Origin of the sequence: Brasilonema sp. UFV-L1 (assembly GCF_012912105.1) — a bacterium.
Lineage (GTDB): Bacteria > Cyanobacteriota > Cyanobacteriia > Cyanobacteriales > Nostocaceae > Brasilonema.
In genome coordinates, this window is sequence record NZ_QMEA01000152.1 from 1 (window position 1) to 14,610 (window position 14,610).

A 14,610-nucleotide genomic window follows, 5' to 3' on the forward strand; every position below is an offset into this window, starting at 1 on the left:
ACCTCATAAACCTGCAATACGCTGTAACAAACTTGGCTCTATCCGAGGTCTGAGCATCCAAATATGCTCCTATACCAAACTGTTCAGCAGCATCGCGAAACGCATGACGAAAAGCATTGACCACAGGAGAACCAATGCTCTTTCTCTTTCCTTCATCATTAAGTTCAGGGTCTGTCAAGTTGTCTGCTACACCCGTACGAGTTATACCGCAAATTGTTAATTCTAAGTAAATAACTGTGTAGTCCCCACTAATAACCGTATTGTTAACTTTGGTATGCCACTCTCCAGGACAAACATCATTTAACCGTTGTGTAATCGTTTGATGACTTAAATAAAACCATTTGCCCCCTCCAGGCAGTTTTCTTTCTTTGTGCAGATCAGGAGGAAACCACGCTTGTAACTCTGGAATGATAGACTCTAGTGTAATTGCCATAGGATTCATTTGATTTTGTCGCTTAACTCTATTTTATCTATAAAATGCATATTGTCAATATTCGGCTTGACAGTTGATGAATGTGTTGATTACAGCAGTCTTGATTCAAAAAAATTCTTTTTTTTGAGGGGGTCGGGTGGTTGACTTTTTCCCTGAAAACCTTTATATTAATAATGGGATATAGTGTCTATGTGTAATTATAAAAAAATAATTAAATAAATACATCAACACAAAAGCTGGTAGAACCCTTAGAGGAGAAGAGCGATCTCAGTTTAGCCACAGTAATTGCAAAAACAAAACTTGACTACTATCACGAATATTACAAGCACAAAACAAAGGTGAACCACACGAGTTTGGATAGAAACAGTAGTACTGGAGAACTATATATGTATTATTTAAGACTATACTAATACTCCAGTACTATAGTTCTCCTTTCTGAGTGCAGTTTTAAGGTTCTTGACTACTATCACGAATATTACAAGCACAAAACAAAGGTGAACCACACGAGTTTGGATAGAAACAGTAGTACTGGAGAACTATATATGTATTATTTAAGACTAGGCTAATACTCCAGTACTATAGTTCTCCTTTCTGGGTGCAGTTTTAAGGTTCTTGGCACTTGTTTTTCAATAAATAAGGAAAGGTGCTAGCAGCATATCAGAGGGGCATTCCTGCCCCTTTTAGATGCCTCTACTTAGAATTCCATGTTATCGAGGAGTTGCATGTCAGATGGTTCTGTATCTCCATCCTTGGCATAGCGAAGAATGATGTTGTCTTGGCTTTTTGCCCACGCGATCGCCTCCCGCACCCAATCAGGACGACCAGAAAGCAACATCTGACGCATGATTTCAAACCGTGTATTAGGGTTGGTCAAATTTTCTCTCATTCTTTGTTGTTGAGCTTGTTCCATCCTGTAATGTAGTTTTCTCATACTCATCTTTTCAGCAAGCTCTCTCATTTTCTTGATGTTGTTCAAGCATTCCTCAGCAGTCATGTTCTCTACGATAGACTCAGTGGACTGTAAGGTGGGTCTAAAGTAGTTTCCATTGGCATCTGTCATGCTTTCACCGGGAAAACGTTGCCCATTGCCCAATTTGAGTAAATCGTCAGCGGAGGGCATGAAGTTACAAGAGCAAACTGCTTCCTTTACTGAGTCAATCAATTGTTCTTCAGACATTAATTTCAATCTGTCATACCATGACTCCTTAACAAACTTGCTCAGTTTTTTGTTGAAATGAGTTTCAAGTTCAGCAAGTATTTCACAAAATATGTCCCATTCAAGTCTCATTACTGTTTTACCCCCGCTCTGCTCGCTGCGCCGCTTCTCTTCTTTCCCTCATGATTCTTTCCAGTCTTGTCTCTGGCTGAATCGCTTCTTGATATTTCTGACTGATATTGATGTTGCGATCGCCTGTCGCTTTGCTCGCTTGCCACTTAGTTACAAGTATCGCTAGTTCTTGCCACTTCCTTGGTGTCCAGTCAGTTTTGTGATATTCAAGCTTGTGAATTCGTGCGATCGCTGTATCCGCGTCCTTGCCCTTCCATTGGTTCGCAACGTAAACCAAAAAATCAGAGCTGATGTCAGTAGCACTGGAACTCATCAAATGACCACTCTTGCGGTACATCTGAATGTACTCTCCAATTTCCTCTTTGGCCCATTGATTAATCTCACGAATATCTGTAGGTAGCTTTCCCTCAGTTTCCCACTTCTTTATCATCGCTAGTACATAAGTACTGTACTGCTTTTCACGATAATGATTCTCACTATTGTGCGGCGCAGCGCCGGAATTTTTACCTTCATGAGTTAACGCGGTTGAAACTGAGTTAACGGGTAATTCTTTTTGGTCAGAGGGGGCAACTGTAGAGGAAACTAGCGTTGTTTTTAACTCCGTAACGGGTTCAACTGCAACGGGTTGAATGATGGGTGATTTTGATTTTGGTGTTAACGCTGGTTGTTCTGATTTAACATCAACTGATTTTTGAGAGTGAGGGGCTGCTTCTCTCTCTGTTTTGTAGTCTATGTTCGTATTCTTTGTATATAGGATAGTTTGTTGACCGTCAGCAACACTAGTTTGTTGACCGTCAGCAACACTAGTTTGTTGACCGTCAGCAAACTTACTGTTGTTGACCGTCAGCAAACTTGAAGATTGTTGACCGTCAGCAATCTTGCGAGTTTTCCGAGGGTTAGGGCTTTTTGGTCTTGAAGCTTGAAAAGTACCATCTAGTACGGCATCCAGAAACTCGTCTAACTTCGCGTTATTAACTCTGTAGTAAAGTTTTGCTGGCTTGCCCTTCTTCCAGGTTTCAATAATCTCCATATTTTCTAGATGGTGTCTAATCTTGTCGAGTTCAGTTCGGTTAAGCGCTGTTTCTCTCTCCCAGTCAGCATAAGTTTTATAAAACCATCCCTCTGGGTCGCTTGTACGTGTATCCCAAAACTTTGCTTGACTCAGAAACAAGCCACCACAGGCAGAACCACTAACAGTTGCATAGACACGACGAAAGCCAACAACTTGTTCAAGAAGTTTTTCGTACTTGCTTTGTTGTTTAGACATTAGCGAGCCTCCTTTGAAGTTTTGAAGAAGCTACGCTTAAGCTCTCTTTCCTTTGACATTGGAATGAGCTATGATTGGACATGATGTCTCCTTTTGTAGTTAATTGATTGTGATTGCATTGGAGCGTCTTCGCCCCCTCCCGCGAGCCGTAATCGCTTGGGGGTTTAAAGTTATGCGGATTTCTCTTTTGCTTGTCTTGCCACCTCCTCTTGATGTAACTGAATTGCAATCGCCTGCAATTGTGGCAGTAGGTAAGCCGGAAATCGCACAGTTTTAGTTTCAACTGGTTGACCTTCAATGTCCAACCATTTGCCTTTAAACCTTGTGGATTCGTTGGGGTTTGGATTAGCCATCTTTGTTCACCTCCTGGAAGTACTATAACTCTTTCCGTGTCACACGGAAAGAGAAAAATGATTTGTATATTCATGAGTTATGCACCTCATCAATAAGAAAGCATTATGAATTTGCTGTCAAATGCCTTTGACAGCTTGCTCTTAAGCAGTTTCTTTCGGGTATTGTATCAGGGAATTTATGAAGAATAAAGAGTGCTGTAGTTACAACACTCATCCGAGCGCTAGAGATTTCAAAATTGCTCAACTTCCTGAACCATGTGTTGATGAAGAAAAAGACAGTCATGAATGTTCTCTGTTCAGTTTTAACCAAAAACTCTTAATTCTTTCTTAATTCTTTGATTTAGGCTGCCTACGCGCGAATTAGCAGCCGCAATCTTAAGCCTTAAGCAGATTTTAATGTTTTACCAACAATAAAACCTTTTAACTTAGAATTGACAAGATCTGCCTGCATTTGGCGTCTGTTGAGAGCTTGTTCAAATTCTCTTCTGATACTGTCGCGATCGCGTCCCTTAGTATTGATACTACGATTACTTATTGAAGAAACGAATGAGGTAAAATCACGCCAAGACAACTTATCAACTGTTTTTACAATTTCTACAATTTTGTCTTCTATCGTCTCGTTGTCAGTCTCATCTAAAGATTCTTCATTGGTTTGAATTTCTATTTGATTTGCATCAATTGTAATAACTTCTTCTTCACTCTCTTCACTATCATCTGTGGGTGGCTGTGGCGTCGGTGACGGCTCTTGTACAGCTTCTTCCTCTTCAACGCCTGGTTCTAGTCGTGCAATCGGAAAGGCAAATAAGCTTGTAATGACTTCTTTGTAACCTGCTAGCTCTTCCGGACAAACTTCTCCAATTTCTGCGATCGCCTCCTCCAAAAGCGCAGCAGCACTCTCCATTTTACTTTCAACGCTTCCAAGACGCTGTAGGTATACTTGGATTTGGCGTTGTTGCTCTTGTAATTCGTTGATTTGCGCTTGGATATCGTTGTAAATGTTGGTTTGTGTTTCGATTGCTTGAGATAGTAACATCGTTCAATTCCTTGTAATTCTTTAGAGTTCTTGCGGTGAGAGGTGGTATTTTGCTGTCCTCTCATCCATGAATCTACTTTATTTACTAAATGCATAAAATAGAAATAGAATGTGACAGTTCTAAAACTGTATACTAAGTCAATAAAATAGTACTGCAGTACTAATAATTTCTCAAATTTCTAGTGACTAGTCGAAGTTATAGTACTTCTGTTCTTATAGAAAATTTATAGGTTGGCAAAACTTAATATAGTTAATTTGTTTTTCCAAATACCTTAATATCGCCTTAATTAAGCCGACATTGATAACATAAGCTTAATCAGTATTATTTTTAGAGGGGCATCAATTATTTATGGGCGAGTTTTTCAATAATTTTCTCTGCATTCAATAGACAAGATAAGCAAGTAACTACTAATTGAAAGCAATGCATAGCATTGTTATTTCTGTACTGCTCTTTTGAATTGTTTCATGCTGTTACTTGCTAGTTTATTGCTGTTGCAGCTATTTATGTACACCTTCATGTACACCTTCAACAGATCTTATATGGAAGAACAAGACCTGAATACCTTTGCAGGAAGTGATGAGGATAAGGAATTACACATCATCATATCAACTAATAATGACGGTGACATTTACCTTTCCCCATCCCGACCAGTTAACAGACATCGCCTTATAGGTGTTGTTATGGACGCTCTAGCCGTGCTGACATCGACTTCCACACGTACAGTTCATCCAGATCAATGCAATATGAAGATGCTCATTGCTTTATCTCATCCTGATAAGAGTTGATTCGAGAGTGGTGCAATTGCAGCAGTCTCAAAAGTAGATCGCAAATTGTAAGAGTAGTGCTCAGAAAAGTAAGGCGTTCATGGGCTACTTTTGCAGTCTGTGATCTGAACAACTTTAAAAGATAAAGCTTTGGGTAATGTTTTCTGGTGCTCAGCATTCATCTGAGATGTAACGCATAATAAAAACTCTTTATCTGGGTCATACTGATTCAGTGCGTTCAGTATGGTTTTCTCTAGTGGTGTTTTATACTCTTGTAGCCATTCTTTAGAATTGGAAGACAAGCCATAGGCAACAGAAATTTCGGTTTTTTCCCCTTTGATAAGCTCTGACCTTAACCACTGATGAAAGATTAAGCTAACATCATACAGCACTGCACCTCTACCATACTCACTAAAGCTCTTGCTAGCTATTTTGTATGCTTCATATAGCAAGTTCTTTTCATTTACAAATGATTCAACAAACTCTTCAAACCACACATTATAATAACTTGAATCAATTTCCATCATTTCCTTGACACTTACTATCGAGAAAGTGTAGCATCTAAGTATACAAGATTGGAGTATAGTAATATGGGACTTAAAGGAGTTGGAACTGGGAATAATCCTAATAGTATAAGAGCTTTAAGAGAAAGCGTTAGTCAGAGAAAACCTGAGAGAGTTCGTCTGGTGGCTTATGTTGAGCATCCTTATGAGCAGATGCTTAGAGACTATTTTGAGCCAGGTGAGAGGAGTGAGGCAGTCAATCAGGCTCTAGCGATGATTGTAGAACGAAATTTGTTTCCACTTGTCGTAGAGCGTGTTAGAGCAACACCAGTAGGTGCAAGAAAGTTCGGTAAGAAAGAATCTGATAAGTAATAAACCCGTGTTGATGCACGGGCAATAAAGCGACAAAATCAAGACGGATGAAGCTTACGACTTATTAAGGAGCAAGCGCAAGCTTAGCAATCACGATCTAGATTTATTACTACGATAATAGCTCATGTTAACGATTTGTACAGCATCATTTTTTGAGCCAAGTAATCATACAGGAAAACTTTTAGGAATTTCTTCAAGTTCTCCAAAAGGATATGAGAGTATAGAAAAATTTACTGAACTTATTCCAAGTCCTGATTTGCTGGTTTACTGGAAGAATAATTTAAAAAAGTATAAATCTCAAAAGATTGGAAGAGCGGATTTAGTTTATTGTTGGGAAAAGTATACAACGGGGTATCATAAACTTTTAACTAGGCGCAGAAGGGCTATAGAAATTGCTATAACTCGGTTATCTCAAGCTCAGAAGGTTTGTACCTTATTATGTTGGGAGAAAAGCAACATAGAGATACCAAACTGTCACCGCAATTTAGCAGGTGTTTGGTTAGCTAAAGAGTTTAATTGCAAACATTATCAAGATAAAATTCCTCCTGTTGTTACTCCCAAAAGAAAAAAAACAGAAGAGACTTTACGCGATTGGCTAGAGAAAAAGAGTGATGAGTTTGCACAATTAGGCATTTTTGTAAAAATTGTTCAAGCGTTGGAGGATGAAGAAGATTTCTTTTACCTTTACCTTAATGACAAATATTGTGGACTTTGGGGAAGCATCGGGCTTCCTGGAGTTTTAAGTCAGCTTATTAGAAAACCATCAATGTTAGAGTCACTGGAAGAACCATGATCATTACAAATACCGCTACTGCGCCCTCAATAGACTTTTACGAACAGTACAAAAAGCTATGTCTGTACTTTAATCGCCCTATACCAGAGTCTGATATTTTGTCGGATATACAAGAGTATATCTATTCGCGATTATCTAGCAAAGAGTTGGCTTGTTCTGTAAAAACTGCAATTTTGACTTGTTCTGAGATGCCAACACCGAAGCAGCTTGTTGCTCTTATCAAGGGGACAGAGGAGGAAAACGCGATTCATCAATGGCACAAGATTACTACTGCTTGGGAAAATTCTAGATCAGGCTCAAGATTTACACTTCATAGCTTTGCAGCTGGTGCGGGACTTGATGATGAGGCGATCGCAACTCTTACCATGCTCGGTTTTGAACGCTCTTCTCATTGGGTCAATCTTTATGAGAATAGACAAGAATTTGTCAAACTTTACTCAATATTGAGGAGAAAATGAATATAAATGAAGTCAAGGGATGAATATGGATTTAAAACACTTAGTCAAAAACGAAAAAATTGATACGCAAGGTGCTGTGCTCGCTCAGGCATTCATAAACGCTGGATACGAGGTAGATCAAGATCGTGGCAGTAAGTCTTGGAATGTGGATCACAACAGAGATGATATACCCCCAGGCATAACATTTTGGTACGATTTTGAACAACGGTTATGGAAAGGATTGGCGCTAGAGTATAGCGATCGCCTCGGTGTAAAACTTCCAGATTTCATAGAGGTTTAACAAGATCTCAGCGCCGTAGAATTTCGTAAGTTTTATTTGTCACGCGCTTAATTGTTTGTCATTCTTCCGCTGGAGTATTGAACTAGCCGAGACTACGGATAATCTTAGTAATCAAGTGAACAAACTTAGTTGTTTAGGAGTGTTGGACCAGCAGGACTCGATGGACACAACGATAGAGTCTTGCTGATCTACCTCTGTAGTGATGACTAAAAATAAGCGATCGCTTTGGTTCAAAGATGCAATTAACGGCTGTATCTCAGGGTGAGAGCGTGAAAGTTCAGACGCACTCATTTTTTGCTCTGTGACTCCTCCTAGCATTCCACTAACTTTTTTAATAAAATGTTTCCAGTCAGGATCACGATTTGCAATCTTGCTGTAGCCATGAGTTGGTTTACTTGACGAGGATAGTTTCTTTACCATAGTTAGTGCTTGAAGGTGGCGAGGCGCAAGCTTCAATTGCTATTATGCCTGAATATCTGGATGTCTCCAAGACCAAAAAATATTTTTTTGAATATCTAGCGAGCGGATGAACTTTAAAATGTCCGACTATATCATATCTAAATAAAGTTCTTTCAGTCTCACTCAAACGACATAAAAAAACATAAAGAAAGAGTGTACTTATCGTAACAGTCTTAGTTGAAATTCCAGTACAGACTAAAAAAGTCAACGTCGATTGCTCTGAGTGTCCCGGTTGTGACACTTGCAGCACGATAGATGTGATATCCAAAAGCAAGAGTTGTTGATGGGATATTGGCGGTTAGTGTTTGTACCAAATTGCCATTTACATAGTAGGTGACACTATTGGCAGCTTTGTTGATTTCCACAACTGTATCGTACCAAGCACCTGCCACAATACTAATACCGCTGGAAGCTTCGGTTACGTTCCCAGCGCTCACATTTCTTGTCCAGATGCCTCTTGAATTGTCATGAATGAATAAACAGCCGTTTTGAGGAGGAGAAGCGGCACTAGAGTCAAGGAAACCCCAATAACAGTTAAACCCATCTCCAGCCGTGGCTACTGTTGGAATTCTAATAATGCTTCTGAATCTATAAATTCCGCTACCAAAAATAATTGCTTGGTTAGCGCTTTTTTGCACTGTATAAGTTCCAGCATTATCGCATTGGAACTGTAAGATTCCTGGATGTCCAGCAACAGAAGGCTGGTAAATACCATTTTTTGAACCTGATGTCGCAAACAACTGTAACGTGTTGGTCATGAAATGGTCATGAAATATACCTTCTTTTGCTGGGTCATATGCGTTGATTGCAGTGACTCTGCCTTTTGTATCAACTGTGACAGAGGCTAGAAAGTTAGTACCAGCAGTGACACCTGTTGTTTTAAGTGTTACAGAACTTGGATAAGTACCTGTAACATCGCCATCTGCTACACCTGTGGGGGTACGCGCATTTGTCAAGCGCGGATCATCACCAGCTGCAACGGTTCCCGCAGTTGTGCCTGTATTCTTGGTTGCAGCGTCTCCTAAGCCCGTTATTTGGTTTGAAGGGTGAGTATGGGGTAGGGGCGATCGCGCATCAGATAGCCTTAAATCTCCCTCACTAATGTAATTCCCCGTATTTTGCTTGGTATTAAGTCCAGTTTGAATCTTGCTACTTGACCATGTTTTATCTAGAACTGTTACTGAATCGTCGATTGTCGCACTGCTACTACCAGGCAATTCAATTCCAGGTAAATCTTCACCTTGATAATCTTCGTCTGGAATGAAAGGAAAAAGTTGTCTCAGTATCCGAATATAAACAAGTAACTCTCGTAGTGTGACACGAGAGCCAGAATGTTCTATAAAGGCAATTCCATCATCATCAAAAGTGATGCGGTGTCCAAGGGCAGCGATCGCCAGCTTTGTCACCTGCGAATCTTCTGCCTCAATCTCAATGATTTTATTAAAGATATCTATAAATCCATCATGAGCATCTTTGACAAGAATTGCATTGGTTAAAGCATTTATTAGTTCTTTCATAAATCATATACTAAGAGTGTTGAAGTTGAAGCACTCTTAGTATATGACAACGATTAATGGTAAACTAAATGCTTCTATCAATGGCGTAATTACTGTTACCCCATCTCATCCATTTATTGATACCTCTACTAATCCAAAAACTGTTGTTTTACTTCCTTATGAAGCACCAATTACAAATGGTGCTTTCACAATTACTGTGCCGCAGTCGCAAAACCTGAGTGGTACGCCCGGAGTCACGACAGAAGGTATAACTTATAACTTTCAACCTAAACAAACTAAAACGACAACAACTTACTATTTTTTAGATGGAAGTGTTTATAAAGGTGCAGTTCATTTACATACTGATAGCAAATATTATACAGGTTCAGTTCATTCAGCACAAAGTCAACTGCTTGATAAAGTAGATGACACAAGTTATCTCATTATTCCGGATAGTGGGATTTATGCGGTTGTACCTGATTCTCCTACACCAATAGACTATGCAAATTTGATTGCCATCCCTCAAGAGCAACCCTACTTAAACATTACTCTGTATCGGCTTGCAGAACTGTTAACTACTGTCACGACTTATAAAGATAGGATATCAAGTAAGTTCACAATCAAAGGGCAGTATGATCCAAATACCTTTTATGTGTTTGGTGATCTTGTCAGATTTAACGGCAATGGCTACCTTTGGCGCAATGCAGCAAGTCTTAAAGGTCAGCAACCGCCAATGACGGGTGATGATGCTAACTGGTTTATGATTGTGCAAAAAGGAGATCCAGGAGGAACAGGAGCGCAAATTGTTGGATATAGTCCTACAACTTGGGCAGGGAGTAATCAAGCAGCTGCAAGAGAGGATGTCAGGGCTGCGATCGCATCTCTTGGAAATATTGATTTATCTCCATATGCTCTCAAGGCAGATACACCGACAAGACAGAATCCAGTTTTTACAGGGCAATCTGCAAAGCGTTCAGTCATGACATATCCTGTAGCTGATACAGAAAAACCGAGCGAGATAGTCACGGCTGATTATGTTGAAGATGCGATCTCCGCTTTAATTCCTGCTGGCGTGCTTCCTCGTCCTCTGATTTATGCTCGTCGCGTGGCGCAACAAGATATCACAACATCTGGCTACACAGTTATTGCTTGGGATAATAGAGTTATAAATACAGGCACTGTTCTTGCGACAAATGGTGATATCACGATTCCAGCAGATGGAAATTACCTGCTACATGTCAATCTGCTTTTTGAGGTGGCTGGTAATATCGGGGCAAATAATACCAGAACAATTTTTGATGTTGTTGTGTCCAAGTATGCCAACAGCACTTTTACAGACTTTGGTAACTTGATTTACGAAAATGAATCTTCTACTGCTGGGGCTTGGCGATCGCGTCGTATCGGTTGGAGGTTTCTAGCTGGAGTATTTGCAGGTGATACTTTTAATGTACGCGCCAAAATGGGTGGCGGTGGTGTGGATTCTAGTGGTAATTCTATTTCACCTGGCGGCAATACTGGACAAAATAATTATTTTGTGATGTGGAGAATCGCTTAAATGGTAGATATTGTCAACTTGGGTCAGGTTGCCCAAGACTCAGATATTTTAAGAGCAGCTTGGATTAATGCCGCTTCCCGCAAGCTTGCAGACTTAGAACAAAGTTTAGCAGTTGCTAACGAAAAATTGGGAACACTACAAAGTCAGTTAAGCCAAGCTTTTCAAGTCACTCGTAGTGCTGGACTCACTGCTAATGTAGCAGCTGGAACTATTAAAATCGGGGGAATTGTTGCTAGTATCGCAGCACTTTCAATAACTTGTCCTGACAACTCCACAAGCTACGTTTATATTGATAATAATGCTCAAGTACTTGTTGCTACGACACGTCCATCAGGAGGTTATGAAATAGCGCGTGTTGTCACTTCCGGAGGTCAAATCACTGAAATTCAAAACTATCCTCTTTTTGAAGTGCGTCCACCAGCTATTAATACTGATAACTTTGCAACAATTGAATATGCAAATAGCCGTGCTTGGCAAAGAATTGCGCTTGCTCGTAAAACACAAGACTTTCCCATTCCTGCAAGAGACACCTATTACCGTATTCCATTTGAAGCATTAGAGGGGAACGGATTTAATACATCTGGACTTTTTACAGCACAAACGGCAGGTGACTTTGTTTTTCATGCACAAATCCGTGTCACTACGACTGCAACACAAACAAGTCCTGATATGTCAGCAAAATTATCTCTGTTTACTGCTGGGCAAGAATATGCGATTCTAGGACAAACCGAAAGCGCCAGAGGTGATTTAACAATCAACGCTTCTAACGCTCGTCCTTTGATTATGACGGCTGGGCAAACAGCCGATTTAAGGATTTACCTTACCAGAGGTGTTCAAACTAGTGTCAGGTCTGATTACTCTTTGGTTCAAGTATGGAAGTTACCTTAACCCTTTTCTATCATTCTAAGCAGAGAAAAACAACCTCATCTCATTATCTGAACCTCAAGCAGAATCATATATTAGGCGATGTCTGACGACAAGCCGCTAGGCGTCTACGCATTCTGTTATTTGTCATATTGATACTCTTGTTGCGAAAGTACGTAAAAAGAGGGTTAATGTCAACTATTCTATTAATAACATCTCTTTGTAAAGTTTTTGTGTTCTTTCGCCATTCTCATATCTTCTAAGTAATGGCTAGAGAAATTACTGAATTTTTAGCTAACTTCGACAAAAAATGAAACTCATAATCATTACAATAGCAAAACTGCAAATAGCTGGCTAATTCAAAACTATTAGCAGGACTATGTATTTCATATCACAATAAACACTATATTAAAAAATCACAAAAATAGTCAAATTTTGACGGCAGACGATGAAATATTGCTGAAAATTTTTACCGAAATTGTAAAAAAGCTTTGTGTAGTAACTTTTGTCTGTTCTTAACGATGTAAGTATAAATGTTCAATCAGTTGTGTGCCAGTGCTGGAAACAGTTACAGGCTTACATTCACGCCGCTAGATTGACAGAATTGCTTTTCAGAGGGAATAGGGAACAGGGAAACCCACGCTTTAAAGCGTGGGATTGTAATAAGGACGCCGTTTTTCTCGCGCTTTGCGTCTTGAAAAACATCTTTTTTAAAGTGGGCTTTATACCCACAACTAAAGTTTTTATCACTGTTCCCCGTTCCCTCTTGCCTGTTCCCTACCCCGAAAGGGTTTGTAAGCTTCCAGATTTATACAAGACAGTTGAAATCATGCAAGTTGATAAACAAGGAGGAAAAATGATGCACGCTGATTTGATTGATGCAACTTGTAAAGAGGTTCTACGCCTGATTCGCAATCAGAATGATCTTCTAGATGACTTACTGGAGATGCCCGACTTACTTAAGGAAAGTAGTGAGGATGGACAACAAAGAACCGACAGCCAGACAGTGAAGAACTGGCAAGCGATTCTCAATAACGAAGTGCAAAAGGTTGACAAGCTAGAAATGGTTTTGGCAGTGGTAGGCACTATGAAAGCAGGTAAATCAACTACCATTAATGCCATTGTAGGCTCAGAGATATTACCCAATCGTAATCACCCAATGACTTCCTTGCCAACATTAATTAGGCATCGAATAGGGCAAAAAGAACCTGTTTTATCTTTTCCTAAACATCAGCCGATTAAAAAGATGGTTGATGACATCAAGGAAAAGTTATCTGATTTGGAACACAAGAACCAATTAGAGTCAGTAGAACTATATAAAGATAAAGATGGAAAAGAACTAATTCAAAGCATTCTTCAGGGTAAGTTCCATCAATTTCAAGACCACTATGAGCGGCAAGAGAACATATTCAAATTCTTAAAGTTTCTGAATGATTTGATGCGGTTAGCTATAGACTCCCGTATTAACGTTGAGCTTCCCATAGAAGAATATGAAAGTATAGATACTTTACCGATTATCGAAGTAGAGTTTTTCCACTTAGCCAGTGAAAAGGAACTAACCAAAGGAAGCTTCGCTATATTAGATACGCCTGGTCCAAATGAACTTTTTCTAGGTGAAAAGTTACGCAAAGTACTAAGAACTCAAATAGAAAGAGCATCAGCAGTATTAGCAATTGTGGATTACACTCAATTAAAATCTCAAGCAGAAGGTGAAATCCGTGAAGAACTAGCAAGCCAAATTGATCAGCTTGATGATCGCTTATTTGTCCTCGTCAATAAGTTTGATCAGCAAGATTCTAACGGCATGACAGAGGATGAAGTGAAACGCTATGTTGCAGAAAGCTTCATGGATGGTCGAATTACACAAGAGCGAGTATATCCAGTATCTGCTCGCTATGGTTACCTTTCTAACCGTGCTTTGTATGAAATTGACCAAGAGGGATGTTTGCCAGATTATAAAAAATATGGTTGGGTAGTTGACTTTGGTAAAGAAGCTATAAGATTTCGTTGGAAAGAGAAAATTCACGAAGTAGAAACAGTTAGAACTGCTGCACAAGACCTTTGGGAGAATAGTAATTTTGACCAGCCTATTGAGGAAGTTATTGTAAAAGCAGCCAGTACAGCTGCGTTGATAAGTATGCAATCTGCTACTTACAATATGCTTAAATTTGGAAATCGTCTGGAGAATTTTCTAGAGTTACGCCGTGGTGCTTTGACTAAAAGTGTAGAAGATATTCTTCAACTGATAAATGGTTTTACACAAGATATAAAAGAAGTTGAAAATGCTGAAGCAAAAGCCGATAAAGCGTTAAAACAGTTGATAAAGAATTTTTTAGAAGTTATTCAACAAGAGTATGAAACAATGAAGCAGGAGTTGAGAGAAGCTCTGGAATCTTACTTCAAGGAGGGGAAAAAACAAGAAAGGCAGGAGCTAGAGCAAAAAGAACAAGAAATACTTGAACAAGAAACTGAAAAAGAAAAAATTCAAAAACTACTTCATGAATATTGGCTCACTCCATTAAATAGAAAATTACATCTGATAGAACGTCTGCAAACAATACCGAGTGATAATGTACAAAAATATTTTCGATTTGATCCGAAAAATCCACAAATTCAATTCGATTCTAAAATCAAAGCAGATAATTTATTAGCAAAAGTTAATGATTGGACTTTGGATAAAAAGCTGTGTTC

Annotated in this window: 15 protein-coding genes and 1 pseudogene; 8 read left to right on the top strand and 8 right to left on the bottom strand. The window is 39.3% G+C overall.

What is annotated here, in order from left to right:
- The 5 genes and pseudogenes from DP117_RS28990 to DP117_RS29010 all read right to left on the bottom strand — a co-directional run.
- Positions 1 to 433, bottom strand: a pseudogene (locus DP117_RS28990) (hypothetical protein); the annotation flags it as partial.
- 694 nt (positions 434 to 1,127) lie between these two features.
- Positions 1,128 to 1,610 (bottom strand): hypothetical protein, encoded by a 483-nt coding sequence (locus DP117_RS28995; protein ID WP_169221666.1) that lies wholly within the window; start codon positions 1,608 to 1,610, stop codon positions 1,128 to 1,130.
- 118 nt (positions 1,611 to 1,728) lie between these two features.
- Complete coding sequence (locus tag DP117_RS29000; protein ID WP_169221667.1) at positions 1,729 to 2,988, bottom strand: hypothetical protein; 1,260 nt, start codon at positions 2,986 to 2,988, stop codon at positions 1,729 to 1,731.
- 170 nt (positions 2,989 to 3,158) lie between these two features.
- Positions 3,159 to 3,341 carry a hypothetical protein gene (locus DP117_RS29005; RefSeq protein ID WP_169221668.1) on the bottom strand — a complete coding sequence of 61 codons (183 nt, stop codon included), beginning with the start codon at positions 3,339 to 3,341 and terminating at the stop codon, positions 3,159 to 3,161.
- A 382-nt stretch (positions 3,342 to 3,723) separates the two neighbouring features.
- Positions 3,724 to 4,374 carry a hypothetical protein gene (locus tag DP117_RS29010; RefSeq protein ID WP_169221669.1) on the bottom strand — a complete coding sequence of 217 codons (651 nt, stop codon included), beginning with the start codon at positions 4,372 to 4,374 and terminating at the stop codon, positions 3,724 to 3,726.
- A gap of 465 nt (positions 4,375 to 4,839) precedes the next feature.
- On the opposite strand from DP117_RS29010, the gene DP117_RS29015 reads away from it, so the two are divergent.
- Positions 4,840 to 5,160: a hypothetical protein gene (locus DP117_RS29015; protein ID WP_169221670.1), complete on the top strand. Its 321-nt coding sequence runs from the start codon at positions 4,840 to 4,842 to the stop codon at positions 5,158 to 5,160.
- Positions 5,161 to 5,237: 77 nt separating this feature from the next.
- On the opposite strand, the gene DP117_RS29020 is transcribed toward DP117_RS29015, so the two are convergent.
- Positions 5,238 to 5,666 (bottom strand): hypothetical protein, encoded by a 429-nt coding sequence (locus DP117_RS29020; RefSeq protein WP_169221671.1) that lies wholly within the window; start codon positions 5,664 to 5,666, stop codon positions 5,238 to 5,240.
- Between the two features lie 63 nt (positions 5,667 to 5,729).
- Between DP117_RS29020 and DP117_RS29025 the strand changes: the two genes are divergently transcribed.
- The 4 genes from DP117_RS29025 (at position 5,730) to DP117_RS29040 (ending at position 7,545) form a co-directional block, all read left to right on the top strand.
- The gene (locus tag DP117_RS29025) at positions 5,730 to 6,014 is read left to right on the top strand and encodes a hypothetical protein (protein WP_169221672.1); all 285 of its coding nucleotides are present in this window, start codon (positions 5,730 to 5,732) and stop codon (positions 6,012 to 6,014) included.
- A 124-nt stretch (positions 6,015 to 6,138) separates the two neighbouring features.
- Entirely contained in the window at positions 6,139 to 6,807 is a 669-nt protein-coding gene (locus DP117_RS29030) for a hypothetical protein (protein ID WP_169221673.1), read from the top strand.
- A complete protein-coding gene (locus tag DP117_RS29035; protein ID WP_169221674.1) occupies positions 6,804 to 7,265 on the top strand; it encodes a hypothetical protein in 462 nt (153 codons plus the stop codon). Before DP117_RS29030 ends, DP117_RS29035 begins: the two co-directional genes overlap by 4 nt.
- A gap of 25 nt (positions 7,266 to 7,290) precedes the next feature.
- Entirely contained in the window at positions 7,291 to 7,545 is a 255-nt protein-coding gene (locus tag DP117_RS29040) for a hypothetical protein (RefSeq protein WP_169221675.1), read from the top strand.
- Between the two features lie 111 nt (positions 7,546 to 7,656).
- Here the strand turns inward: DP117_RS29040 and DP117_RS29045 are convergent, their stop codons facing one another.
- Positions 7,657 to 7,965 (bottom strand): hypothetical protein, encoded by a 309-nt coding sequence (locus DP117_RS29045; protein ID WP_169221676.1) that lies wholly within the window; start codon positions 7,963 to 7,965, stop codon positions 7,657 to 7,659.
- A 212-nt stretch (positions 7,966 to 8,177) separates the two neighbouring features.
- Positions 8,178 to 9,521, bottom strand: a complete 1,344-nt coding sequence (locus DP117_RS29050; RefSeq protein WP_169221664.1) for a hypothetical protein — start codon at positions 9,519 to 9,521, stop codon at positions 8,178 to 8,180.
- Between the two features lie 43 nt (positions 9,522 to 9,564).
- On the opposite strand from DP117_RS29050, the gene DP117_RS29055 reads away from it, so the two are divergent.
- From DP117_RS29055 to DP117_RS29065, 3 genes are all read left to right on the top strand, one after another.
- The gene (locus DP117_RS29055; protein ID WP_169221677.1) at positions 9,565 to 11,055 is read left to right on the top strand and encodes a hypothetical protein; all 1,491 of its coding nucleotides are present in this window, start codon (positions 9,565 to 9,567) and stop codon (positions 11,053 to 11,055) included.
- Positions 11,056 to 11,943, top strand: coding sequence for a hypothetical protein (locus tag DP117_RS29060; RefSeq protein ID WP_169221678.1), 888 nt, complete (start codon positions 11,056 to 11,058; stop codon positions 11,941 to 11,943).
- Between the two features lie 805 nt (positions 11,944 to 12,748).
- The coding region (locus tag DP117_RS29065) for a dynamin family protein (RefSeq protein ID WP_169221679.1) at positions 12,749 to 14,610 on the top strand (1,862 nt) is incomplete at its 3' end.